The sequence below is a fragment of the Pantoea sp. CFCC18177 genome, assembly GCF_059412425.1.
In genome coordinates this window covers 15,756-40,862 of sequence record NZ_JBNBPL010000015.1, presented here as the reverse complement: position 1 = coordinate 40,862, position 25,107 = coordinate 15,756, and the positions used below count along the sequence as shown (strand labels likewise).

The 25,107-nt window shown below is 54.8% G+C and carries 24 protein-coding genes; 17 read left to right on the top strand and 7 right to left on the bottom strand.

Annotated elements, in window-relative coordinates; translation table 11 throughout:
• Positions 1-9: 9 nt before the first annotated feature.
• Positions 10-657 (bottom strand): CPBP family intramembrane glutamic endopeptidase, encoded by a 648-nt coding sequence (locus ACPUC8_RS15945; RefSeq protein WP_039336000.1) that lies wholly within the window; start codon positions 655-657, stop codon positions 10-12.
• A 206-nt stretch (positions 658-863) separates the two neighbouring features.
• Here ACPUC8_RS15945 and ACPUC8_RS15940 point away from each other — a divergent pair, with 206 nt between their 5' ends.
• From ACPUC8_RS15940 to ACPUC8_RS15930, 3 genes are all read left to right on the top strand, one after another.
• Complete coding sequence (locus tag ACPUC8_RS15940; RefSeq protein WP_052206251.1) at positions 864-3,458, top strand: bifunctional diguanylate cyclase/phosphodiesterase; 2,595 nt, start codon at positions 864-866, stop codon at positions 3,456-3,458.
• A gap of 311 nt (positions 3,459-3,769) precedes the next feature.
• The gene (locus tag ACPUC8_RS15935) at positions 3,770-4,069 is read left to right on the top strand and encodes an I78 family peptidase inhibitor (RefSeq protein ID WP_039336002.1); all 300 of its coding nucleotides are present in this window, start codon (positions 3,770-3,772) and stop codon (positions 4,067-4,069) included.
• A gap of 173 nt (positions 4,070-4,242) precedes the next feature.
• Positions 4,243-4,560 carry a hypothetical protein gene (locus ACPUC8_RS15930; RefSeq protein ID WP_494926807.1) on the top strand — a complete coding sequence of 106 codons (318 nt, stop codon included), beginning with the start codon at positions 4,243-4,245 and terminating at the stop codon, positions 4,558-4,560.
• A 68-nt stretch (positions 4,561-4,628) separates the two neighbouring features.
• Here the strand turns inward: ACPUC8_RS15930 and ACPUC8_RS15925 are convergent, their stop codons facing one another.
• Positions 4,629-4,880, bottom strand: a complete 252-nt coding sequence (locus ACPUC8_RS15925; RefSeq protein WP_039336006.1) for a biofilm development regulator YmgB/AriR family protein — start codon at positions 4,878-4,880, stop codon at positions 4,629-4,631.
• Positions 4,881-5,272: 392 nt separating this feature from the next.
• Here ACPUC8_RS15925 and ACPUC8_RS15920 point away from each other — a divergent pair, with 392 nt between their 5' ends.
• Positions 5,273-6,580: a multidrug efflux MFS transporter gene (locus ACPUC8_RS15920; protein ID WP_058973662.1), complete on the top strand. Its 1,308-nt coding sequence runs from the start codon at positions 5,273-5,275 to the stop codon at positions 6,578-6,580.
• Here the strand turns inward: ACPUC8_RS15920 and ACPUC8_RS15915 are convergent.
• A complete protein-coding gene (locus tag ACPUC8_RS15915; RefSeq protein ID WP_494926806.1) occupies positions 6,510-9,599 on the bottom strand; it encodes a beta-galactosidase in 3,090 nt (1,029 codons plus the stop codon). The genes ACPUC8_RS15920 and ACPUC8_RS15915 overlap by 71 nt on opposite strands.
• A gap of 253 nt (positions 9,600-9,852) precedes the next feature.
• On the opposite strand from ACPUC8_RS15915, the gene ACPUC8_RS15910 reads away from it, so the two are divergent.
• From ACPUC8_RS15910 to ACPUC8_RS15895, 4 genes are all read left to right on the top strand, one after another.
• Positions 9,853-10,008, top strand: coding sequence for a hypothetical protein (locus ACPUC8_RS15910; protein ID WP_167347695.1), 156 nt, complete (start codon positions 9,853-9,855; stop codon positions 10,006-10,008).
• A 213-nt stretch (positions 10,009-10,221) separates the two neighbouring features.
• Positions 10,222-10,476 (top strand): anti-adapter protein IraP, encoded by a 255-nt coding sequence (gene iraP / locus ACPUC8_RS15905; protein WP_039336012.1) that lies wholly within the window; start codon positions 10,222-10,224, stop codon positions 10,474-10,476.
• Positions 10,477-10,629: 153 nt separating this feature from the next.
• Positions 10,630-10,932 carry a PsiF family protein gene (locus ACPUC8_RS15900; protein ID WP_039336014.1) on the top strand — a complete coding sequence of 101 codons (303 nt, stop codon included), beginning with the start codon at positions 10,630-10,632 and terminating at the stop codon, positions 10,930-10,932.
• A 238-nt stretch (positions 10,933-11,170) separates the two neighbouring features.
• A complete protein-coding gene (locus tag ACPUC8_RS15895) occupies positions 11,171-12,697 on the top strand; it encodes an FAD-dependent oxidoreductase (protein WP_494926805.1) in 1,527 nt (508 codons plus the stop codon).
• Positions 12,698-12,738: 41 nt separating this feature from the next.
• On the opposite strand, the gene proC is transcribed toward ACPUC8_RS15895, so the two are convergent.
• Positions 12,739-13,551 carry a pyrroline-5-carboxylate reductase gene (gene proC / locus ACPUC8_RS15890; protein ID WP_039336021.1) on the bottom strand — a complete coding sequence of 271 codons (813 nt, stop codon included), beginning with the start codon at positions 13,549-13,551 and terminating at the stop codon, positions 12,739-12,741.
• 143 nt (positions 13,552-13,694) lie between these two features.
• On the opposite strand from proC, the gene ACPUC8_RS15885 reads away from it, so the two are divergent.
• The gene (locus ACPUC8_RS15885) at positions 13,695-14,138 is read left to right on the top strand and encodes a YaiI/YqxD family protein (protein WP_494926804.1); all 444 of its coding nucleotides are present in this window, start codon (positions 13,695-13,697) and stop codon (positions 14,136-14,138) included.
• Here ACPUC8_RS15885 and ACPUC8_RS15880 read toward each other — a convergent pair whose 3' ends face one another.
• On the bottom strand, positions 14,139-14,840 hold the full coding sequence (locus ACPUC8_RS15880) for a DUF2076 domain-containing protein (protein ID WP_058973666.1): 702 nt from the start codon (positions 14,838-14,840) through the stop codon (positions 14,139-14,141).
• A 286-nt stretch (positions 14,841-15,126) separates the two neighbouring features.
• Here ACPUC8_RS15880 and aroL point away from each other — a divergent pair, with 286 nt between their 5' ends.
• The 7 genes from aroL to ppnP all read left to right on the top strand — a co-directional run bounded on the left by aroL (position 15,127) and on the right by ppnP (position 21,280).
• A complete protein-coding gene (gene aroL / locus ACPUC8_RS15875) occupies positions 15,127-15,651 on the top strand; it encodes a shikimate kinase AroL (RefSeq protein WP_039336027.1) in 525 nt (174 codons plus the stop codon).
• A gap of 110 nt (positions 15,652-15,761) precedes the next feature.
• Positions 15,762-15,953 carry a YaiA family protein gene (locus tag ACPUC8_RS15870; RefSeq protein ID WP_039336029.1) on the top strand — a complete coding sequence of 64 codons (192 nt, stop codon included), beginning with the start codon at positions 15,762-15,764 and terminating at the stop codon, positions 15,951-15,953.
• An 830-nt stretch (positions 15,954-16,783) separates the two neighbouring features.
• Positions 16,784-17,536 carry an IclR family transcriptional regulator gene (locus ACPUC8_RS15865; RefSeq protein ID WP_039334303.1) on the top strand — a complete coding sequence of 251 codons (753 nt, stop codon included), beginning with the start codon at positions 16,784-16,786 and terminating at the stop codon, positions 17,534-17,536.
• 167 nt (positions 17,537-17,703) lie between these two features.
• Positions 17,704-19,263: an OPT/YSL family transporter gene (locus ACPUC8_RS15860; RefSeq protein ID WP_039334302.1), complete on the top strand. Its 1,560-nt coding sequence runs from the start codon at positions 17,704-17,706 to the stop codon at positions 19,261-19,263.
• Positions 19,264-19,278: 15 nt separating this feature from the next.
• Positions 19,279-20,211 carry a DUF1177 domain-containing protein gene (locus ACPUC8_RS15855; protein WP_283226885.1) on the top strand — a complete coding sequence of 311 codons (933 nt, stop codon included), beginning with the start codon at positions 19,279-19,281 and terminating at the stop codon, positions 20,209-20,211.
• Between the two features lie 2 nt (positions 20,212-20,213).
• Complete coding sequence (locus tag ACPUC8_RS15850; protein WP_494926803.1) at positions 20,214-20,891, top strand: AroM family protein; 678 nt, start codon at positions 20,214-20,216, stop codon at positions 20,889-20,891.
• A 104-nt stretch (positions 20,892-20,995) separates the two neighbouring features.
• Entirely contained in the window at positions 20,996-21,280 is a 285-nt protein-coding gene (gene ppnP, locus ACPUC8_RS15845) for a pyrimidine/purine nucleoside phosphorylase (RefSeq protein ID WP_021185889.1), read from the top strand.
• A 196-nt stretch (positions 21,281-21,476) separates the two neighbouring features.
• Here the strand turns inward: ppnP and rdgC are convergent, their stop codons facing one another.
• Positions 21,477-22,388 carry a recombination-associated protein RdgC gene (gene rdgC / locus ACPUC8_RS15840; protein ID WP_039334294.1) on the bottom strand — a complete coding sequence of 304 codons (912 nt, stop codon included), beginning with the start codon at positions 22,386-22,388 and terminating at the stop codon, positions 21,477-21,479.
• A 145-nt stretch (positions 22,389-22,533) separates the two neighbouring features.
• Between rdgC and mak the strand changes: the two genes are divergently transcribed.
• On the top strand, positions 22,534-23,445 hold the full coding sequence (mak, locus tag ACPUC8_RS15835) for a fructokinase (protein ID WP_494926802.1): 912 nt from the start codon (positions 22,534-22,536) through the stop codon (positions 23,443-23,445).
• 131 nt (positions 23,446-23,576) lie between these two features.
• Here mak and eat read toward each other — a convergent pair whose 3' ends face one another.
• Positions 23,577-24,941, bottom strand: a complete 1,365-nt coding sequence (gene eat, locus ACPUC8_RS15830) for an ethanolamine permease (RefSeq protein WP_039334289.1) — start codon at positions 24,939-24,941, stop codon at positions 23,577-23,579.
• Positions 24,942-25,107: the final 166 nt, after the last annotated feature.

Genomic DNA, 25,107 nt, shown 5'->3' with positions numbered 1-25,107 from the left:
TGAGCGAGATCAGGCGTAAAACCAGGCGGGCAGGATAGCGATCAGGTTATTGAGGGTATGCAGAAAGATCGGCAGCGCCAGGCTGTTGCTGCGCAAACGCGCATAGCATAACAGCAGCGAGAACAGCGTCAGTGCCACGATGGTTTCCCAGTGCACATACTGGGTATGCATGGCGGCGAACAGCAGCGAGGTGAGTAACATGCAGGCGAAGCGGCTTTTCGGGGCCCACAGCAGAAATCCTTGCAGCAGGAAGCCACGGAACAACACTTCTTCAAACACCGGCGCCAATAATACGGCAGTCAGCAGCAGAATCAGCATAGAGCTGCGGCCCTGCTGGCTTTGCGCAATCAACCACCCTTCGGGCTGTAAGAATTGTGTTTGCGCCACCATCAACGCCACCAAGGCGCCGACAAAAAGCAGCGCCTGACCGGGGCGCAAATACCCTAGCGGAATATCCGTACGGCGCTGGCAGTAGAAACGGTACAGCGGATAAATCACGGCAAATTCAAACAGGCAGAGCACCGGCACCAGCAAACCGTTATTACGCAGCGCCCCGTAGTTGGGAAACAGCGTAATCAGCATGGTCACGATGTAATACACCACAAAGCTGGCAGCGTAGAACAGCGTCAACGTAACCTTGTCGGATTGGGTGTCCATAGTCGGCTCAATGGGCAGAAGAAAGCGCATAGTAGCAATGCCGATCATCGCTGTCGAGATAGCCCGGTAGAGAATTGCATCGCTCAAATATTCCACCGTTAGGGCTAAATCTGTAGCGCTCTGCGCCGATAATCGAAAAAACCATTACAGGGACCGGGCATCACCGGTCCTCTCTTTTTGCTGCTTCTGTTTTGCGAGCATAATGCATGAATTCTGAGTATCACCGACACGCTACCTTGCCAGCCAGGGCAAACATGGAAGCGCACACGGTTCGGGTAACGCGGCGCAGTCTGCGCACCTTAACCTCGCTGCTATTTGGCGTGCTATTGCTTTCGGTTGTGATGGTGCTGGTGATTGCCCATCGACAAAACAGTGATTCGATGCAGCAGGATGTCAACCTGATGCGCCGTGCGTGGCAGCAGCAGCAAGAGCAGATGATCATCGACGTGCGTGACTATGCCAACTGGGGTGAGGGTTGGAAAAACCTGCATCTGACGGTGAACAAAGTCTGGGCATGGGATGAGGAGAATTTTGGTCCCAGCCTTTACAAGGAATATCACTATGACGGCGTGTTTGTCATAGATGGCAATGGTAAAACGCGCTACGCCATCGTCGACGGAAAATTATCCGATACCTCATTAGAGAGTTGGCTGGGCGGACAAACGCCCTTGTTGTTGGCGGCGGCGCGCAAACAGCCAGAAGAGGGTATCACCCGCAATGTGATTATCAATGAACAGCCCGCACTGGTGGTGGCTGCGCCGATTACACCGGGTAAAGTCCCCAATCTCCCCACCATCCCCGGTCCCTCATCCGTGATGATCTTCGTTAACATCCTGACGCCGGGCAAATTGCAAGTACTGGGTAAATCCCTCAATGTCGTTGCCCCACGCATCGCCAGCAGCCTGGACGATGCACTGGAAGAGCCGCGTCTGGTTGAACCGGTGATTCAAGGCGAGCCGCTGGTATTGCGTTGGGAAGCGAAAAACCCTGGGTTTGGTGTCATTTGGTTGATGATGCCGCTGCTGCTCTTTACCGTGCTGGCTGTCGCGCTGGTGACACGCCGCGTGATTCGCCATGCACTGCACAATGCAGTGATTTCCGACCGTCGCTATGAAATGCTCGCCATTAGCCAGCGTGAACTGGCCAACAGTGAAGAACGATTTCGCGATCTGGCTGAAGCGGCGTCGGACTGGATTTGGGAAGTGGACGATCACGGTCGCCTTAGCTATCTCTCTTCACGCTTTGCGGCGGGAACCGGGCATGATGTGAAAAGCTGGATCGGACGTCCACTCGATCAGCTTTTGAGCCATCCCAGCCATTCGCTGGTGGCGTGGTTACTGCGTCAGGGCGATGAAATACAGCATGTGCCTTTGCGCTGCCAGTTTATGGCGGCCAACGGTGAGCGTCGCATCGGTGAGCTTTCGGCTAAAACCATTCGCCGCAACGGGCTGCGCGCCGGTTTTCGCGGTACCGTGTCAGACATCACGCATGAAGTGGACGCTGAGGCGCGAATTCAGTTCCTGTCCCGACATGACATGCTCACCGGTCTGGCCAACCGCATCCAGTTGCAGGAGTTCCTCACCACCCATCTGGAAACGACGAGCGATGAAGATCCGCTGTTCGTTGTCAGTTTCGATCTGGATCAGTTCAAACCGATCAATGACACCTGGGGCCACACCGTGGGGGATCTGGTATTGAACGAAATCTCGCAGCGGCTGAAAAACTTGATCGCGCCTAATGAACTGGCGGCGCGTCTTGGCGGCGACGAGTTTATTTTATTGTTACGTGAGACGACTCGTGCTGCGGTGGAATATCGCTGTCGCGCATTGCAACGTGCCGTGCACCAACCGATCATCAATGATTCACACCAACTGAGCCTGACCGCCAGCATGGGTATTGTCTGCGCTCCGCAGGATGCGACCCAACCCGAAGCCCTGTTACGTCTCGCGGATATTGCGCTAGGACAGGCGCGCAGCGCAGGGCGAGCGCGCTGGGCGTGGTACTCCACCGATATGGCAAACCAACTGGAATCAAAGCGTGAGTTGGTGCAGGCCATTGAGCAGGCACTGCAACAGGATGCATTCATGCTGCATTACCAGCCGCGTTATCAGCTACAAACCGGTGAGTTGGCGGGCGCCGAAGCGCTGATTCGCTGGCAGGTTGCTGACGATAAATGGATCACCCCCGATCGCTTCATTCCATTGGCAGAGGAGAACGGGTTAATTGCGGCCATTAGTGACTGGGTGCTAATGCGCGCGTGCCGCGATGCCTGCCATTGGGGCGAACATCGCTACGTCTCGGTCAACATTTCGCCCATGGAGTTTCGCAACATCGATCTGGTTGATCGTGTGGCGCATGCTCTGGCGGTGAGTGGTCTTCCGGCGACCCGGTTAGAACTGGAGATTACCGAAAACGTCACCTTCGAAAATCCGGATCGTGCGCTGGAGATCATGCAGGGCTTGCGTGCGCTGGGCGTGCGCTTGACGGTCGATGATTTTGGTACCGGCTATGCTGCGTTAGGGTATCTGAAGACCTTCCCGTTCAACGGACTTAAAATCGATCGCTCATGGATGAAAGAGTTCCCTGAGTCGAAACAGGCGCAATCGGTGGTGGCTGGGATTGTTGGGCTGGCACGCGCTTTCGCACTCACCATTACGGCGGAAGGGATAGAAACAGAGGCGCAGTTAAATGAGCTGAAGGCGCTCTCCTGTGAAGAAGGGCAGGGCTATTTTCTGGGACGGCCAATGCCGCTCGAGGCATTCAACGCGCGTCTGGCGGAACAGGCGGATGCGTTGTCTTAGGGCGAACACATTGCGGTTCGCCCTGTTACAACGACACATTAGCGCACCCGGACAGCAATCACGGTCATCAGAATGGCAAAGCCGATAAAGATAGCCAGTTCCATAATCATTACCTCAGAAAAGTCTTAGGTAATTGTAGCGCCTGACAGGCTGAGGTTTAGACACAGCGTGCGATTAATCCTAAAAATTGAGAGGAAGATCGCGCCATAAAACACATTTACACGACTAATCTGCTGGCTTTTTTTTCACATCATGGGCACCCTTTGTTACTCTCAGGAATCAGTTGTCTATTCATCCAGGAGGATAAACTTGTGACCCATTATGGAAAAGCGCTACTGGCCACCGCCTTTTTTGCCCTGACCGCCTGCCAGTCTGCCACTAAACCTGACAGCACCGCTGCCGTCAGCCACGATCCGGAAGCCGATCAATGTGGCGCATCGCAATATCAAAACATGCTCGGCCAGCCGCTGAGCAGTGTGGAAGGTAAGCGTTTTGACGTGCCTGTGCGTGCTATTCCGTGGAACGGGGCCGTCACCATGGATTTCAATCTGCGTCGGTTGAATTTCACCGCCGATCAGAGTGGTAAAATTACCCGTGTTTACTGCGGATAAATTCAAACGGACATCGCATTGTCATCGGGCTGTCATGGCGCCGGGCGAGGATAGCTGCGCATTACGGAGATTTCCTCGTCACTCTCAAATATGCAATGCTCGTCTTGTTTCTTCCCGCCTCGGCGGGAATTTTTTTTTCTATCGATTAATGCACGATGGAATGAGGAGAGAAAATGAGAACGACAGGTAAATTTCTGCTCATCACCCTGTTATTAAGCCCACTGGCGCACGCTTCGAGCGAGGCCGCGTGGCAACAAAATAGCAGCAACAGGCAGCAAGCCTGCCTGAAAGCCAGCGGTTTGACGTCGGTTAAAATTATCGGCAAGCCGATTCAATATGACGATAGCGTGGGCTATGACGCGCTGCTCTTAGAAGGCCGCTACCCGCAAAAGCACATGAAGAATCAAACCGGGCGCGAACTGTGCCTGTATCAACGTCAGAGCGGCAAAGCCAGCGTCAGTGAAGCAGACCAGTTACGCGTGGTGAAATAATCGTTTAACGTGGCGGTGCGCATGAATGCGCACCCTACGAAAATCGCGTATTTTGCATCGATGGCGTGCTATTTCTTCTGACCAGACTCTAGCAACTGCGCCAGCAGATTGCGATAGCTTTGCAACCGCTGCTCATCCCCTTCGAACTCCAGTTTGGCTATCACACGGGTAATAATCGCCTTGCTGGTCGCGGGTTGGCCGTCATCCATCAGTTCACGCATGATCGCCGCCAGCAGATCGCTTTCGTGCGGTGCATGCCAGGCTGGGGTGTTGAAGTAGTCGGTAATCGCCCGACCGGCGCTATTAGGATGCGTTCTCATGGCTGACCTCCGCAGAGACAACAATGCCCGCCACCTGATCAGGCAGCATTGGGATATTTTGGTTAAGCATGGGAACTGTCCAGAACGGGCAGCGCCTCGCCAGCGAAGGCCGGTGATTTTTTAAACATAGATGCGGTGTCGAATCTTGTCAGTAACGAGTAGACATATTTTTTCATGTTTGCCCGGCGTCGCGATGCGCTTATCTTGCTGAGTTGTTTGTTTCAGCACATAAAGACACTACAAATCGTGCCCCTTACACTATTTGCTGTGAGCAGAATCACGCCCGGCAGCGGAAAACTGCGTTTTTACCCCCATGCCATGTTTTGCCGTCCAGCAATGTTATGAGGTTGTTAGACTGAACCCTCATTTCATTTTTTCTGACGTACACGCCCATGCTACGCTCCATCGAGTCCTGGAAGGTCAACCTGATATCTGTCTGGTTTGGCTGTTTTTTTACCGGATTGGCCATCAGTCAGATTATCCCCTTCCTGCCGCTGTATGTTGAGGAACTCGGCATTCATGGCGGTAATGCGCTGAGCATCTGGTCGGGTCTGACTTTCAGTATTACCTTCATCGTTTCTGCTGCCGTTGCGCCGCTATGGGGAAGTCTGGCTGACCGTAAGGGCCGCAAGTTGATGCTGCTGCGCGCCTCGTTTGGTATGGGAGCCGTTATTCTGCTGCAGGCATTCGTGACGCAAGCATGGCAACTGTTGTTGCTGCGTGCGCTGATGGGGCTCACCTCTGGCTACATTCCCAACGCGATGGCACTGGTGGCGGCGCAGGTTCCGCGCGAACGCAGCGGCTGGGCGCTCAGCTGTGTTTCAACCGGGCAGATTGGCGGGGTGATCCTCGGGCCGATGATTGGCGGACTGCTGGCGGACTGGCTTGGCCTGCGTATGGTGTTTATCGTCACTGCCGTATTGTTGATGGTGAGTTTCCTGGTCACGCTGTTCCTGATTAAAGAGACTGGCTACACGCCAGTAAGCAAACAGGACAAAATGAGTGGTCGGGAGGTATTTCGCAGCCTCGACAATCCACGCCTGATGATCTGTCTGTTCGTCACCACCATGGTGATCCAGATGTGTAACGGCTCAGTGAACCCGATTTTGACCCTGTTCGTGCGTGAGTTAGCACCGGATGCGCAAAACCTCGCGTTTCTCAGTGGCGTGATTGCGGCGTTGCCGGGCGTCTCGGCGCTGATCTCTGCGCCGCGCTTGGGTAAACTGGGCGATCGCATCGGCACGCAGCGTATTCTGATAGGCACCATGCTGTTTTCACTGGTGCTCCTGATGTGCATGTCGTTTGTTACCAGTGCTACCCAGTTAGGTGTGCTGCGTTTTCTGCTGGGCTTTGCCGACGGTGCCATGATGCCTGCGGTGCAGACTTTGCTGGTACGTCACTCGCGCGATAACGTGACCGGCCGTATCTTCGGTTACAACCAGTCATTTATGTATCTGGGTAACGTGGCAGGACCGCTGCTGGGTGCAGCGGTGTCTGCCGCCACCGGTTACCGCTGGGTGTTCTTCGCCACCGCCGTGGTGGTACTGCTCAATGTACTGCTACTGCGTCGCTTCTATCGTCGGCCAAAAACCACGCTGGAACAACCGGTGAACCCGCGTGGTCAGGCGGCTAAGCCCGCGACTGACGTAACGTCAACGCGTAATGCCAGCGCTGCTGGGAAAGCAAAAACTCCGGGCTGACGCTGGGGCTCCACGAGTCATCGCCACCGACGCCCATATGGAAGCCATCCAGATGCAGCCAACAGCCTGCTTCTGGCTGCAACAGGTGGCGATGCGAGGTCTCACGCAATTGCTCAAGGCTATGGTAGCCAAGCGAGAAGGCGAAATCCCCGCTGGCCTGCCAGCTTCCGGTATCAAGCTGGCGCGTGCCGCAACGCAATCCATTTTCTCCTGGGAAGACATACGCTGTGCTCATTGACGCGAGCGGCTGCTGCCAGCGCGAGAACTGCGCAGCCAGCTGGCGGTCCGGGTAGTTTTCATCTGGACCCAGTCCCAGCCAACTGACTTGCTGAGGCCTGTGGCTTAACTGACAGCGTAAACCAATACGTGCTGGCGCTGGCAAACCGGGGGCCTGTTCAACGTCGATGCTCACCGACAGCTCACCTTCACCGTTGATCTGATAGCGCTTGTGGCTGGTGAAAATCAGCTGGCCGTTGGCGTGCCATTGGTGCCAGGTTTCAATCAGTACGCTGTGTTTCAGGCTATCGATTTGCATATCCACCAGCTCCGCTTCCAACTGGTCATATCCCGCACGCTTCCAGCGTTCGACCCACGCATTGGGATCGACATTCGCCGCTTCACTGGTGCCGATATCATTATCAATAGGGGCGCGGATAAAACACTCCTGCAAGGGGGTCTGCATGGTTTCTTCATCATTCACCCACCACTGCAGCAACTCTCCGGTGCGACGCGAGAAGTGCCAGCGCTGCTGCGACACGACCACGGCAACCAGATCGTGATTGGCAATCAATTCTGGTGCGGTGGCGCTGGTTTCCACGCGACGTGTCGCCAGGGCAGCGGGCAGTGGCCACTGATCCCACGCCACGCGTGCATCGGCCTCAGACCACGGGGTAGCGGCAATTTGATGTACTGCCAGGTTAAGCCAGGCGTTGCCCTGTAAACCCTCTGTTGTGGGCACACTGATGTGTTGGGTGCCCTGAGATTCCAGCGCTAAGGTCACTTCACCGCTATCGATAACCACGCCATCTTGCTCAATCGACCAGCGCAGTATCTCGTTATCCGTGTGACGGAACAGATACTCGCTGCTGACAGTGAAGCGGAAAGGGGAGTGGGCATCACGCTGAAACTGGAAGAACTGCTGCGCCCGCTGCGCTTCAAACAGCGCCGGATGTGGCGAGCGATCGGCAAACACTAACCCGTTCATGCAGAATTGGCGATCGTTAGGCGTATCGCCAAAATCGCCACCGTAAGCCTGCCACGGCTGACCTTGATCATCATGGCGCGTTAAACTTTGATCTACCCAATCCCAAACGAAGCCACCCTGTAAGCGCGGGAACTGGCGGAAAGCCTGCCAGTATTTAGCGAAGCCGCCGAAGCTATTGCCCATGGCATGTGCGTACTCACACAGGATCAGCGGGCGAGTTTCCCCCGGCAGGCCAATCCATTTTTTCAGTGACCATTTTGGTACGGCGGGGAAGGGTTGATCCTGATCGACGCGTGCATACATCGGGCAGACAATATCCGTAGCGGCCGTATCGGCCCCGCCGCCTTCGTACTGAACGGGGCGCGTAGGATCGCTGCTTTTCACCCACTGATAGAGCGCATCGTGCGTGCTGCCATGGCCGGATTCATTGCCGAGTGACCAGATGATAATGCAGGCGTGATTGCGATCGCGCTGCACCATGCGCGTTACGCGTTCGCTGTAGGCCGCAAACCAACGTGGGTCTGACGACAGGCGGTTCATCGGCTGCATGCCATGGGTTTCGATATTCGCTTCGTCCACTACATACAAGCCGTATTGGTCGCACAGTCGATACCAAAGAGGATGATTAGGGTAGTGCGCACAGCGCACCGCATTGAAGTTATGGCGCTTCATCAGCTCAATGTCGCGGCGCATGCTGGCTTCATCCACCACCTGACCGTTTTCCGGGTGGTGCTCATGGCGGTTCACACCACGGATCAGCAGCGCTTTGCCATTGACGCACAGTTGCCCGTTCTCAATGCTGACGCGACGGAACCCGACATCATAGGCTTCGGCTTCAATCAGGTTGTCATGGTCATCCAGCAAAGACACAACGACACGGTAGAGGTGCGGTGTCTCGGCGCTCCACAATTGGGGGTTATGTACCGGCAACACCAGCAGCGTGCGTTCCGGATAGTGCCCACGTTCGTCAATGATGACGCTGCCCGGTGCCTGCTGCTGGCTGCCGATACAGTCTTCACCTTGCCACAGCGTCACGCGCAGGCGACACTGCGTCAGCGGACGTATACCCGCGTTGATCTTCACGCTGACACGCAGATCGCCGCGAATATATTCTGGGCTCAACGCGGTTTCGATCTGCACATCAGCCAGCTGTGTTTCGGGTTTGTGCAGTAATGTCACATCGCGGAATATGCCGCTCATGCGCCACATATCCTGATCTTCTAAATAGCTGCCATCACTCCAGCGCAGCACCATCACCGCCAGACGGTTCTGGCCGGCTTGCAGTGACTGGCTCAAATCAAATTCGGCTGGCAGCCGGCTATCTTGTGAATAGCCAATCCACTGCCCGTTGCACCACAGATAGAACGCGGAATTTACGCCATCAAAGATGATGCGAGTCTGGCCCTGAGCGATCCAGTTATCGTCGACTTTAAATGTGAGCGAATAACATCCAGTGGGATTCTCTTGCGGGACAAAAGGTGGATTCACCGGGATGGGATACTGCACATTGGTATAAATCGGCGCGTCATAGCCATGCAGTTGCCAGTTGGCGGGCACCGGTAACGAATGTGATCCCGCTAAGTCTTGCAGCAGCCAACTTTGCGGCACCGCTTCTGGCTGGCTGAAGTAGCTGAAGGTCCACTGACCATTAAGCAACTGGCGCGAGGGTGAAGGGGCATCGTCGCGTGCGCTGATTTCGTCGCGCCAGCTGGCAAACGGCGGGTGCGCATCCAGTCTGTTCAGGCTGGTTACCACCGGGTTTTCCCAGTCGCGGCGGGCGAGAATATCACTTAAGGCGTGTGTTGGTAGGGTCATGGCAAGATCTCATTAATTGTAATGCGCTCACATTGCGCGATTTTACGGCCACTGTAAAGTGCCTCGCCGAGATCGATGGATGAATTTTTGTTCATTCTCAGATGGCCTGTGTGGGTTTTTTGCCGGTGTAGTGCCAGTAAATTGTTAAGCATGGTGAGCAGGGATGAATAGCGCGAGGTTGCGGAGAATTCTGTATTGTCGCTGGCACTACGGCCTCATACACTCAGCCCGATTTCACCATCCTGAGGTAATTATGGTCCGTATTGTTAAACTCGCTGCCGTTGTGGCATTGGTGACCGCGCTGAGCGGTTGTATCTTCCCACCACCGGGTGGCGGTGGCGGTCACGGTGGTGGCTGGGGCGGCGGTGGCGGTCCTGGTGGACCGGGCCGTGGCTTTATGGGGCCTTAATCATTAGCGCCGACCGTTAATGTATTGAGGCGCGCGAAACGTTTCTAAAACACGTTATTTGTTGAGAGAAACGTTTCGCCGTTACATATTGAAATTACGTTTCTTTTATTGCGCTGCGCTTATTGTTTATTTTCCTCAAACACTGAAAAATCCCTGTTGTTTTAAACGCCTCAGTGCTAACGTCTGTTTTCCATCTCTTATTGAGCCCGTCGCATGAAAAACCTGATCGCGGAACTTCTGCTGAAGCTGGCTGAAAAAGAAGAAGAGTCTAAAGAATTAGTGGTCCAGGTTGAGGCATTAGAAATTGTGCTGACAGCGATGTTGCGCAAGCTGGAGCCTGAACAGTTTCAGGAGATTGCAGCCGGCATTGCCAGCGCGATGCCACCTGTTGCCCCCGCGGCAGAAACGCCCGATACCACTCTGCTGCGCAATTACGTTGAAAAATTGCTGAACCATCCCCGCGTATAAATCTTTTATTTAATTTCTCTCTATAAAGTGCTGCACGATGGTACAAACCACCGGCGTGTTAAAAAAGCGACCTTTGACGGCGAATATATTTTTTTCTGCTTTGCTTATTTCCTGCCATGATTAATGGGCAACAATTCTATGGAGAATCCGGCAATGAAATCGTGTCTTTTGGCAATGGTGGCAGCAGGCCTGCTGTTGGCGGGCAGTGCGGGTGCGGCAGAGAAAACTGCGCAGCAAAATAAAATGACGGTGTGTAATCAGCATGCATCCTCTCAGGATTTAAAAGGGGATGCGCGTAAATCCTTTATGAGCGACTGTCTGAAAAAAGACAGCAAGATGGGCAGTATGACGCCGCAGCAAATGAAGATGAAAACCTGTAACACCGAAGCGGGTGATAAAAAGCTCAGCGGTGATGCGCGTAAAACTTATATGAGTTCCTGTCTGAAAAAATCGTAATCATCCTTGCACACCTTCATGGGGTTCATGTTTTGCATGAACCCTTTTTTTGCAATGACGATGGAATTAATACCCTCTCTACCCCAGGCAGCACTTATTTTTTCGGCTAACTGTGTGAAAAACAACAGCTTGTCCGCCGTTACGCTTTGTTTTTCCAGCGAAATTCTCACGGTTTGCCAGGCTTACTGTTTGTAGGGATTTAAAGTCATCAATCCAATCACAACGCAGGAGGCTGAAGGTGAGCTATCAATCTGTCGTGCAACTCAAATCACTTGCGCAGCGTAAACCGACCAAATTCACCGTGAACGATATCGATGTCATCCTGGTTCGCGACGGGGAACGGGTGCAGGCGTTGCAAGCAAAATGCCCACATGCGGGCGCACCGCTGGAGCAGGCAGCGATATGCGGGGACAGATTAGTATGCCCGTGGCACAAAGCGGCGTTCCAACTGGGTGATGGCAAGATGTGTGAGCCACTGGCGCTGGCCAATCTTAAGCGCTATCCGGTACGTATCGAAGCGGGAAAAGTGCTGGTGAACCCACAACCGATGTCACCAGCCAGTGCACCGACAACGCAGGGTGAATCACCGGTCTGTGTGATTCTGGGCGCGGGGGCAGCAGGGAGCGCGGCTATCTGGACGCTGCGGGATGAAGGTTTCAAAGGGCGTATTGTGTTAGTGGAACGAGAGTCCTCCGCTCCTTATGACCGTACAGCCCTGAGCAAGTTTGTGCCTTCGGGTAAGATGGCGATCAAGGATGTGCCCAAACTGCTAAAACCCGACGTGTTGGGCACAGTGGATCGTATTCAGGGCAATGTGGCAGAACTGAATACGGAGAAAAATACGCTGCTGTTGGAAGAGGGGCAAAAAATTCACTTTGATCAACTGCTAATTGCCAGTGGAGGGACACCTCAGCCGCTGAATGTTCCTGGTAACGCGTTGCAGGGTGTACATGTGTTGCGTTCGCTGAATCAGGCTGATGCATTGTTGAAAGAAGTGGATGACGGACAGCACACCGTGATCATTGGCAATAGTTTTATTGGTATGGAGATGGCGGGTGCGCTGCGTAATCGGGATGTCGATGTCACCGTTATCGCCCGCCATTCGTTGCCCTTCGCGAAGACGTTTGGTGAAGAGATTGGGCGTTATTTTTACGACCTCCACCGGAGTAACGGTGTGAAATTTATTGAAGGTGAGCCGAAAGCGCTGAGTGGTGAAGGGCGTGTGAGTGCGGTGCAGTTGAAAGGCGGGAAAGCGGTGTCTGCAGATGTGGTGTTATTCGCCACCGGTGTGCATCCCGCGACTGGCTTTATTCATGATCTCAGCCTTCAGGATGACGGCAGCTTGTTGGCTGATGATCAGTTGCGCGTCGCAGACAATGTTTGGGTGGCTGGGGATATTGCTACCTACCCTACGCCGCAAGGGCCGCAGCGCATTGAACACTACCGCGTAGCTCAACAGCAGGGGCGTATCGCCGCCCTGAATATCTTGGATAAAGAGATCGCTTTCGATCGCGTGCCCTTCTTCTGGACCGCACACTACGGCACGCGCTACGAGTATCTCGGGCATGCGCAAGAGTGGGATGACTACCATTTGCTGGGATCATTACAGGAGAAACGTTTTATCGCCTTCTATTGCCGCGAGGGAATCATTGCAGCGGTGTGCTCTGCGGGCATGTATACGCTGACGGCATCACTGGTGGAAGCGATGCAACAGCCAATGACACTGGCGCAAGGCATTGAAATGTACGAGGCCAGTCAAGGCTAAACTGCATTTGTAAGGTGCGCATTCATGCGCACCTCATTGAATTATTGCTTGCTCAATGCCTCTGACTTCGCCATGCACTGCTGCATAGCGTTGATCACTGCCGCACGGAAGCCTTGCTCTTCCAGCACTTTTACCGCTTCGATGGTGGTGCCGCCCGGTGAGCAAACCATGTCTTTCAGTTCGCCTGGGTGTTTGCCGGTTTCCAGCACCATCTGCGCAGAACCTTTCACCGCCTGTGCCGCGAACTGATAGGCTTGCGCGCGTGGCATGCCGCCCAGCACCGCTGCGTCAGCCATAGCTTCAATAAACATGAATACGTAGGCCGGTGCAGAACCGCTGACGCCCACTACGGCGTGAATCAGATATTCATTCACCACGGCAGCTTTGCCGAAGCTCTCAAAAATGCCCACCACTTCGTCCACTTCCTGCGATGTCACCAGCACATTTGGCGTTATCGAGGTCATACCTTCATTGACCAAAGACGGCGTATTTGGCATCACGCGGATGATCTTGCGATCGTGGCCCAGTACGGCAGCCAGCGAATCCAGAGTAACGCCCGCGGCGATCGACACCACCAGCACATCTTTCTTTAACAGGCTGGCGAGATCGTTCAGGACTTTGAGAATCACATTAGGCTTGACCGCGCCGAACAGAATATCGGCCTCACGCGCCAGGCTTTCCGCGCTCTCTGCGGCGGTCACGCCATATTGCTGTGCCATTGCCTGGTTGGTGGCCGGTTTACGGTCAAACACCCAGATATTAGCCGGGGCAATCAGCCCGCTGTTAACCAGTCCGCTGATGATGGCTTTCGCCATATTGCCGCAGCCGATAAACCCGATTTTCTTCTCCAGCATCGCTCTATCCTTTAAGTGGTTCATTTTCTCGTGCCGGTTAGCTTACGTCAGCCGTGCGGAATAACAACCCAGGTAAATAACATTTGCCATTCTGCGGTAGAAGGGCAAGATCGCCTGCAATTCCCTGAGAAAAAGGATAAGACATGTCAATTTGGGTCGATGCCGATGCCTGCCCTAACGTCATCAAAGAAGTGCTGTACCGGGCCGCAGAACGCGCCAACATCACCATCACTTTTGTGGCGAATCAACCTTTGCGCGTGCCGCCATCGCCCTGGCTGAAGACGCTGCAGGTCGCAGCGGGTTTTGATGTGGCGGACAATGAAATTGTGAAACGCGTGCAGCCGGGTGAGTTGGTGATCACCGGGGATATTCCACTGGCGGCCGAAGTGCTGGAGAAGGGCGCAGCGGCGTTGAATCCGCGCGGTGAACGCTACTCACCGGATACCATTCGTCAGCGCTTAACCATGCGTGATTTTATGGAAACGATGCGCGCCAGTGGCGTGCAGAGCGGCGGCCCGTCGGCATTAAACCAACGCGACCGCCAACTGTTTGCGAATGAACTGGATAAGTGGCTACGTCAGCGTTGATCAGACAAAGCTGTCATCGTCGTCGTAATCGCCACCGCCAAAATCACTGAAGTCGTTATTATCCGCAAAGCTATTGTTATCCCAGCTGGCGTTGTCATTCAGGAAGGCATTGTTGCTGTCGTTACCGTTGAAGGTATCGAGATTATTATCCACCTGTGGCAGCGCTGGCTCATTGATAATGTTCACAATTTCTTCCGGCTGAGAGTGGTGGAACATGCTGGTGAGCATATCCGCCATCACCACACCCCCCGCCACGCCAACGGCAGTTTGCAGGGCTCCACCGAGGAAACCTGTCCCACGCGCAGGCGGAGCGGCATATTGCTGCTGTGGCTGAGCGTATGGCTGCTGAGGTTGCTGCGGTGCACTGTTCCACGCCGGTTGCTGCTGTTGTTGTGGCGCAGCCGAACGTGAACCGCCACCAAATAAGCTCGACAAGAAACCGCCGCTACTCTGCTGCGGCGCTTGCTGCTGTTGCGCCTGAGCCAAGCGGTTTTCCAGATCCGTCACCTGCGCATTGAGTTTTTTCAATGCGGCTTCCTGAATCAGAATGGCCTGCGACATGTAATAGGGCGCGCCAGGCTGGCTCTGTAAATGCTGTTTGATCAATTGCTCGGCACCGGCATCGCGCGGTCCACTCTGGTTTTCAGCCTGTTTCAGTCGGCTGAACAGATTTTCGATTAACTGCTGTTCTTCATTTTGCATGGTGTGAACCTCCAATGATTCGTACCCCCTTATATGTGGGCAACGTGACAGAAAGTAAATCAACGGCCTGGTAAGGAAATGTTGCCTGGACTTACAAATCCGGGGATGCACGGATCGCGCATCATTTTCCTCAACAATTTCAAAGTGGTAGTAAATTGATGGCGGTAAACACGCGTAATTCGTGCTTCGCGGGTGGCTGACAAAATAAAATCCAGGTATCATGCGACGCAATATTGACCTGATGACTTTGCCCGCGCGGCAGAAATACGGCGGAGGATGAGCCCGGATGTCATTACCCATCTATCTGATCGGCGCACGCGGTTGCGGTAAAACCACTATCGGCCAGGCGTTGTCGCAAGCGCTGGGCTATGCCTTTAGCGATACCGATCACCATCTGCAACTCTCCACGCAACGCACCGTGGCGGAAATTGTCGCCTCTGAAGGGTGGGATAGCTTTCGTGCACGTGAAAGTGACTCGCTGCATGCCGTCACAGCGCCGGGTACCGTTATCGCCACCGGTGGCGGAATGGTGCTGGCTGAGGCAAATCGTCGCTATATGCGCGAGCATGGTCAGGTGATTTGGCTGAATGCGCCTTCCACCGTGCTTGCTGAGCGTCTTGAGCGTCAACCCGAAGCGGGCCAGCGCCCGACCCTCACCGGCCGCCCGATTGCGGAAGAGATGAGTGATATTCTACGTGAACGTGCACATCTTTATCGCCAGACCGCGCACCATGAAGTAAACGCAATGCAGGCGCCCGATCAGGTTGTTGATCAGATTCTGCAATCTTTGTCACTCGCGCGCGCCAGCTAACGCCTTCAGATAACTCCCTCTTTTTTCCTGTGATCCTCCATTGTCTATACTGAGTAGAGACAGGGGGATCGCCGCTGTCCGTGTGGAAATCTGACATTAGAGGGAAATCTATGCCAACTAAACCACCCTATCCGCGAGAGGCGCGCATTGTTGTTGTCGAAAAAGGCGCAGCAGGCAACACGGTGACTTGGTACGAGTTGCGTGCCGACCATCCGAAACCCGATTCATTAATCAGTGAACATAAAACGCAAGCCGAAGCTCAGGATGCCAAAGCGCGTTATGAAGATGCTGACAAAGATTAATGACCACAGGCACGCCATGGAGTGGCTAATGCTTGTCAGTTAAGCGACTGACGCTAACGCCGTCTGGAGCCGCACCGGGGCCGGCGGCCCTCGCGCCGCTACGCGGTACCTTCACTTCACTCGTCTGCCTTAACGGACCGGTGCCGATGGAACATCCATGTTCCAGCGCCACCTTTCGCCCGCGTCCTGCGGGCTCTCCTGGCATACTCGCTCAGCTCAGCGCTGCGGAATGCCAGCCCCGGTGCGGCCCCAGCCTGCTCATTAGCTTCAGTGCGACTTGTCAAAAAGGGCACATTGTCTGAGGCTATGACGCCTCTGCTGCCCCCTCAGGGTTATCCGCAGCGCTGAGACTTTTACGTTGGGCCAGGAGCCCCACGCGGGGAGGCGTGGGGCAGTTCGCGGCCGACCATGGATGGTCATCCGCGAACGGTCCGTCCGGCACGACGTGGAAGTCGAAGGTACCGCTTTAGCGGCGCGAGGACGGCCCAGAGGGGGCAGTAGTGGCGGCAGAGCCCGCACTGAAGTGAAAGGCAGCAGCCGGAATTCATAACTTACGAGCTTTACGCCAATTAATGACTCCCCGTGATTAAATATTAATTTCCAACTCCCACAGAAAGCCTAATAAGCCGACATAAAGTTATATCCCACGCTGAAATAGTGAAATCCTGCCTGATAACATCGCCTAATTTTCTTTGTGTGCCGTATTTTATGCTGCGTTAAATCGACGTTATTTTAGCCGGTTCAAAATTTGCGCTTGACCCTGCAAACGTCACGATTTACTTTCGGGGTATTGATATAGGAACTCAGTTCCACATAGTGAAACCAATGCCATGACCACACTCGAAAATGCTGCCGCCGTTCTTAAGCTGTTCCAGCGTTTTGGCGTAACGCAGGGCCATCCGGGCCTGACCTTTACCGAGGTGGTTGAGGCGTTGGCTTTGCCGAAAAGTACGGTTTCTCGCCTGCTGGCGACCATGGAAAGTGAAGGATTGCTTGAGCGTGATCCAGAGAGTCGCTGTTTCCAGATTGGTCGTGTGCTGCTCTCCGTTGCTGGGCATTATTTATCGACACCGCTAGTCGATAGTGCTTCGGCCGCCATGGCACGCCTCGCGGCCAGCAGTGGCTGCATGGGATATATCTCGGTGTTGGATGGTGATGATGTACTGGTGATGCGCATGTATCACGGTCGTTTTTTCACGCAGTTAGTGACACCGCCAGGCTCGCGCGTTTCCCTTTCCGGTACCTCGACCGGGCGTGTGCTGCTGGCGCAATTGAGTGATGAAGAGGTGCGTGCGCGTTTTGCCAATAACTGGCAAGCCGCTTCGGTGAACTCTCCGCTCAACCTTGATGCACTCTGTGAAGAATTAGCGGTGATCCGTCGGCAAGGCTGGGCACTGGCGCGCAATGAGACGCTGCCGGGTATCAGTTCGTTAGCGGTTGCGGTCACTAATAAACATCGCGGTGAAAGTGCCGCGCTCTGTCTCTCGTTTCTTTCGCAAGAGGCGGCCCCGGGTTATCCGGAAGCGCTGCTCAGCGAACTGCGCACAACGGCTGCCTTGATGGCCGAAAAATACGGCGCTTAACTATTTTCGATTTAAAGGCGTTTATTCGCGCCACACCAGGGAAATAGCAGGTCTTCGGACCTGCCTATTTCAAAAATCAGGGAACGATTTATAAAAAACGTTAGTGTCCCGCGTGACGGGCATTAAACGTATTCGCGTTTTCTACAGGGTGAAAATACGGGGATAATATGCGTCAACATAATCCAATAAAAAGTTTCGGCGTGGGCTTAATGCTGGTTCTGCTATCCGTAGCGGGGGCCATCATCGGGGTTCAACTTATTACCACCATTGGGGTGACACCCAATACCTCTATTATCGGCGCGCTGTTTGCCATGCTCCTGGCGCGTATTCCTCTGCAATGGTTCCGTCGCTATCGTTCGATCGAAGTGCAGAACCTGGCGCAAACCGCTATCTCCTCAGCCACCTTTGGTGCCGCCAACAGCCTGTTAATGCCAATTGCAGTGCCGTGGGCGTTGGGCGAGCCACAGCTGGTGCTGCCGCTGTTTGTTGGCGTCAGTGCGGCCATGCTGCTGGATGCTTATCTGCTTTACCGTCTGTTTGATACCCGCGTGTTCCCAGCCAGTAATGCATGGCCACCGGGCGTTGCCGCGGCGGAAGCGATTAAAGCGGGCGACAAGGGTGGTCGTCAGGCGTGGTTGCTGGTGGTCGGTATTGTGGGCGGTATCGCCGGCTCTATGCTGAAAATCCCAATGTCTGCTTTTGGCACCGCCTTTATCGGCAACATCTGGGCTCTGAGCATGCTCGGTATTGGTTTCCTGTTACGCGCTTATGCGCAACCGGTTGCGGGTATCGATATCAATGCCTTGTATATCCCACACGGCATGATGGTCGGCGCAGGTTTGGTGGCGCTGATCCAGGTGGTGCAGGTGATTGTCAGCCGTCGTAGCGAGCAGCTCAATGTCAGCCGCAGCGACAGCGAAGTGAAGCGTTCACTCGGATTCGGTACCGTGGGTTACATCGTCATCTCAACGCTGCTGGCGCTGGCGGGCGGGTTGTGGAGCCAGATGGGCCTGCCGATGCTGGTACTGTTTATCGTTTACGCGGCGTTTGCTGCCTTTGTGCATGAGCTGATTGTCGGTATCGCTGCGATGCACTCCGGTTGGTTCCCGGCCTTTGCCGTTGCACTGATTACGCTGATTCTCGGTATTTTGCTTGGTTTCCCGCCGCTGGCGCTGTGCTTACTGTGTGGTTTCACTGCCGCCACCGGGCCGGCCTTTGCGGATATGGGTTACGACCTGAAAGCCGGGTTTATCCTGCGCGGCAACGGTGCGGACATGCAGCAAGAGCTGTGGGGGCGTCGCATTCAGCTGATCGCCGCCATGATTGCGTTCGTGATCTGTATCCCGGTGGTGTGGTACGCGCACAACCTGTTCTTCGCCGAAAACCTGTTGCCGCCAGTGGCGCGTGTCTATGCGAAAACCATTCAGGCCGGTGCAGAACCAGGCATTGCGGGAAGCTTGCTGATGTGGGCGATTCCGGGTGCCATCATCCAGTTTATCGGTGGGCCGAAACGTCAGTTGGGCGTCTTGCTGGCCACCGGTTTGTTAATCAATAACGCCGCTGCGGGTTGGGCGGTGATGGTGGGGATCGCACTGCGTATCCTGATCATTCGCGTATGGGGCGAGCGTGGACGTTCACCGATGGAGGTGATGGCCGCAGGGTTTATTGCGGGCGACGCGCTGTATAGCTTCTTCCATTCACTTTTTGCCAGTAGCACCAAGAAATAACCCAGGGAATTCAATATGAGTTTACAGCAGACACTGCAGGTTTTTGAGTTACTCGACAGCGCCTATGTGGATGGCCAGCAGGTGGTGGATCTCTTTGCCGGCTATCCAGGCGTGACCGCCAGCTTCAAACGCGTCACCGGTCCAAAAGGGCGTACCGATTTCGTGCGCATCGATATTCCCGGTGCGCAGGGCAAGAGCAAAGGTGGCACAGCGCCGACGTTAGGTATTGTCGGTCGTTTGGGCGGCATCGGTGCGCGTCCAACGCGTATTGGTATGGTCTCAGATGCCGATGGTGCCGTGGCTGCAGTGAGTAGTGCACTTAAGCTGGCGCAGATGCAAACCAAAGGGGATGTGTTGGCGGGTGACGTGATCATCACGACGCACATCTGTCCGGATGCCCCAACGCGCCCGCATGAGCCAGTGGACTTCATGGATTCGCCTTGCGACGACATCACCATGAACGATAACGAAGTGATCGACGGCGTCGACGCGATTCTCTCCATCGATACCACCAAAGGTAACCGCATCCTGAATCATAAAGGCTATGCGATTTCGCCGACGGTGAAAGAGGGTTACATCCTGCGCGTGTCAGAAGATCTGCTGCGCATTATGGAGATGACCAGCGGCCAGCCTGCGGTGACCTTCCCGATCACCACCCAAGACATCACGCCATACGGCAACGGTGTGTATCACCTGAACAGCATCCTGCAACCCTCAACCGCGACCGATGTGCCGGTGGTGGGTGTGGCGATCTGCGCCGAGTCAGTGGTGCCGGGTTGTGGTACGGGTGCCAGCCACGAAGTCGATATTGCTGCCACGGTGAAGTTTGCCGTGGAAGTCGCGAAAGAGTTCGGGCGTGAAACCTGTCAGTTCTATGATCAGCAAGAGTACGCGTTGCTGCTATCTTTGTATGGTAGTCTCAGTCACCTGCGTTCGCGGAAGGCCTAAGTATGAAACAGTCCCTGGTTACCTTAACGATTGGTCAATCCCCGCGTAGCGACATTCTGCCGCTGCTACAGGATCATCTGCCCGCAGAGCAGGTCGCTCACGCTGGCTTACTGGATGGCCTGACATTGGCCGAAGTGGAGCAGTTCTATGCGCCGGATGCCGCTGAGAAGGTGCTGGTCTCACGGATGAACAGCGGCGAGCAAGTGCGCCTGTCGGGACCGAAAGTTGAGCAGGGACTGCAGCGTAAAATTAATGCGCTGGAAGAGCAGGGCTACGACACCATCCTGCTGCTGTGCACCGGTGAATTTGGCACGCTGAAAACGCAAAAAGCGCTGTTACTGGAGCCGGACCGAATTATTCCGCCGTTGGTCAGTGCCATTGTGCAGGATCATAAGATCGGTATTGTGGTACCGGTGGAAGAGCAGATTGCAGAGCAAGCCAGCAAGTGGCGTAACCTGAACAGTGCGCCGTGCTTTGCCGTCGCCAGCCCCTATCTGGCGCAGCAGAATGACCTGATTGAAGCGGGCTTATCGCTGCAAGAGCAGGGCGCTGATGTGGTGGTGCTCGACTGCATTGGCTACCACCAGAAGCACCGTGATTTCCTGCAGAAAATGTTGGGTATTCCGGTCCTGTTATCGAATGTGCTGGTGGCGAAGCTGGCGGCTGAATTGATCCTGTGACTGAGGCCGATCACAACTCGTGATTTGCGCTGCTTTTTCGCGTGACAGATCAGCGAGTTCCCTTGTAATCTGCCTGTCACCCTATTGTGCTGTGAGGAAGTAACATGCTCAACGTAAGTGAGTATTTCGACGGAAAAGTAAAATCCATTGGTTTCGACAGCGTAACCATTGGCCGTGCCAGCGTTGGCGTGATGGCTGAAGGTGAGTACACCTTCGGTACAGGACAGCCGGAAGAGATGACGGTGGTGAGTGGCGCGCTGAAAGTGCTGCTGCCAGGTGAGTCTGAGTGGAAATGGTACGAAGCTGGCTCCGTATTCAACGTGCCGGGCCACAGCGAATTCCATCTGCAGGTGGCAGAGCCGACATCTTATTTGTGCCGCTACCTTTAATTTACCCGTCATACTTCGCGCTGCAGGGGCGTTGGCTACGAGTACTCACCCCAGTCACTTACTTCAGTAAGCTCCTGGGGATTCCCACTCTTGCCGCCTTCCTGCAGCGTGAATTATTTAGGGTAAATGTTTGAGCGCAAGTACAACGGTTATCTGTAATCCTAAACAGGAATGCAGATGACTTTCCAGACCAGTGTTAGCGCTTCGCTTCGCCGCCTAACGCTTCTACCAGATTACTGATCAACGCGGCCAGTTCGCTGGTCATCAGAATGAAATCGGCATCAAAGCGCTGCGCAAAGTCATCGCGGTCGATATCATCATTCTGTTCACGCAGCGTGTCGCTGAACTTCAGACGCTTAATGGACGCATCGTCCGCAATCACCAGTTGAATACGCTCCTGCCAGTCCAGCGCCAGTTTGGTGACCACTTTACCGGCTTCAATATGGGTGGCGATTTCATCGGAGATCAAATCCTGCTTTTTACAGCGGATCACGCCGCCTTCTTCCAGAATCGCTTTCAACTCCGCTTCATCCATCAAGGCGAAACCGGCTGGCAGTTCGCCAGAGCGCACCCATTCGGTCAGCGTCAACTCAATCGGATTTTCCAGCGTCAGCGGCACTACCGGCAGTGAACCGATGCTTTTGCGCAGCAGCGCTAAGGTGTCTTCTGCTTTTTTGGCGCTGGCGCAATCCACGATGATCAGGTTGTTAACGGTATCGATCCACATGAAAGTCTGGCTAAAACGGCTGAATGCACGTGGCAGCAGGCTATGCAGCACTTCATCTTTCAGCGAGTCTTTCTCGGTTTTTTTCAGCTTGCGGCTCTGTTCTGCTTCCAGTTTGTCGATCTTGGCTTCCAGCGCCTGTTTTACCACCGGCGAGGGCAAAATCTTCTGCTCGGTGCGTGCGCAAATCACAATCTGACCGTTGATTTCATGCGTCAGCGCTTCACCGCGGTTGCCCATCGGCGACACCCAACCGGTTTTCGCCATATCCTGACTGCCGCACGGCGAAAACGTGAAGGCGTCGAGCTGTTTTTCCAGATCGTCTGCGGACAGCGGGATGTCACGATTCAGACGATAAACCATCATATTTTTAAACCACAACATCGGGATTCCTTACCGTGGGTGCGATCGGGCGCACAAGTCTCAAAGTCAGCGCGCATGATAGCGAAACATCGGATTGGTTTCATTGCCTTTCCCGATTCAGCCTTCTACTGTATCTGTCACCTGAACGAATAATGAGGAATAAATCGTGCGTATTGGGATTGATTTAGGCGGTACCAAGATTGAAGTGATTGCGCTCTCTGATCAGGGGCAAGAGCTGTTTCGCCACCGCGTCAATACCCCGCGCGATGACTACGCAGCCAACGTAAAGGCGATTGTCGATTTAGTCCTGCTGGCAGAAGAGAAAACCGGCGAAAAGGGCACGGTAGGCATCGGCATTCCGGGGACGATCTCGCCCTATACCCAGCGAGTAAAAAATGCCAACTCAACCTGGCTGAATGGTCAGCCGCTGGACAAGGATTTGGCACAGGCGCTGAATCGTGACGTGCGCATTGCCAACGACGCGAATTGTTTAGCGGTTTCTGAAGCGGTGGATGGTGCTGGAGCAGGGCAGCCGCTGGTGTTTGCCGTGATTATTGGAACGGGGTCCGGCGCGGGCGTGGCAATTGGCGGTGAGTCGCGGATTGGTGGCAACGGTAACGCCGGCGAGTGGGGCCATAATCCACTGCCATGGATGGACGAAGACGAGCTACGCCATCGGGCTGAAGTGCCATGCTATTGCGGCTTACAAGGCTGCATTGAGACCTTTGTTTCGGGCACCGGCTTTGCTATCGATTATCAGCGTTTGAGTGGCAAAACCTTGAAAGGGGCGGAGATCATTAAGTTGATTGAGCAGCAGGATCCCGTGGCAGAACTGGCGATGAGCCGCTACGAGATGCGACTGGCGAAATCGCTGGCGCAGGTGGTGAATTTGCTCGATCCCGATGTGATAGTGCTGGGCGGCGGCATGAGCAACAACGACCGTCTTTACCAGACAGTGCCTGCCCTGATGAAGCAGTGGGTATTTGGTCGCGAATGTGAAACGCCAGTGTTGAAAGCGGTTCATGGTGATTCCAGCGGCGTGCGCGGCGCGGCGTGGTTATGGCCGCTGAAGGGATAGTGTGAGGCCTAATGCCCTCGCCGCAGTCCTCTCGCACGGCAGAAGGCTGCCAAGGGTAAATGACAGAGGTGAACGGTGCTGGATAAATCCCCTCTCCCGCTTGTGGGAGAGGGTTAGGGTGAGGGAGAAAGTTACTCTCCCATCAACATGGCATCCTGCGGTGCGTTCTCACGCTGGGTCTTCGTGGCCAGGAAGTAAAGATATCCCACTACCATAATCGCCACGAACAGCCCGCCGATCACCGGGTTGAACCACAGCATGGCAATCAAACACACCAGTGACAGAACCAGCGCGATACCTGGGATAATGGGATAACCTGGTGCGCGGAAGCTACGTTCCATATCCGGTGCCGTGCGACGCAGCTTAAACAGGCTCAGCATGCTCATCAGGTACATCACGATGGCCCCGAACACCGCCATGGTGATCATCGCAGCAGTCAGTGTCATACCCTGCAGGTTAATCAGCCCATCACTGTAGATCGCCGCGATGCCAATCACGCCACCCGCTATAATCGCGCGGTGAGGTGTCTGGAAACGTGACAACTTCGCCAGGCCTGGCGGCAGATAGCCGGCGCGAGCCAGAGCAAAAAACTGGCGTGAATAGCCGAGAATAATGCCGTGGAAGCTGGCGACCAGACCAAACAAACCAATCCACACCAGCATGTGCATCCAGTTTGAGTGCTCGCCCACGATCATCTTCATCGCCTGCGGCAGCGGATCATTGATATCCGACAGTTTGCGCCAGTCGCCAGCGCCACCGGCCAGCAGCATCACACCAATCGCCAGGACCACCAGCGTCAAAATCCCGGTGATGTAGGCTTTTGGAATGGTGCGTTTCGGATCTTTCGCCTCTTCAGCGGCCATGGCAGCCCCTTCAATGGCGAGGAAGAACCAGATGGCAAACGGGATCGCGGCAAAGATGCCTGAGAGTGCAGGCATACCGAAATGATCGCTGCCTGCCCAGCCATTGGCCGCAAAGTTCGCGATACTGAAGCCTGGCGAAACCACGCCCATAAACACCAGCAGTTCGAGCACCGCCAGCACCGTAACCACCAGCTCAAACATCGCGGCCAGCTTCACTCCGAGGATATTCAGCGTCATAAACACCAGATAAGCGCCAACTGCCGCCGTTTTCGGGTTAAGGTCGGGATACTGCACATTGAGATACGCACCGATGGCCATGGCGATGGCCGGTGGGGCAAACACGAATTCAATTAACGTGGCCAGGCCGGCAATCAGACCGCCGGTTTCACCAAAGGCGCGACGGCTATAAGCAAACGGACCACCGGCATGCGGGATAGCAGTGGTCAGCTCGGTAAAGCTGAAAATGAAGCAGGTGTACATGGTGGCAATCAGCGCGGTGGTGATCAGAAACCCCAGCGTGCCCGCCACGCCCCAGCCATAACTCCAGCCAAAATACTCCCCGGAAATTACCAGACCAACCGCGATACCCCACAAATGCAGAGTGCCCAGCGTGGGTTTGAGCTTACTCGTCATAATCGTCTCCCCGTCGTGATTGTTATGCGGCGGCTGCACCGCGCTGTTTTGTTCTATGCACTACAGTGAATGGATAATGCCGCTGCCGGTGGCGGGAAAACTTGACGCGAGCGCAGTGAGTTTTGTCATCCACTGTCAACTTACAGGCAAAAAAAGTGCCAGATGC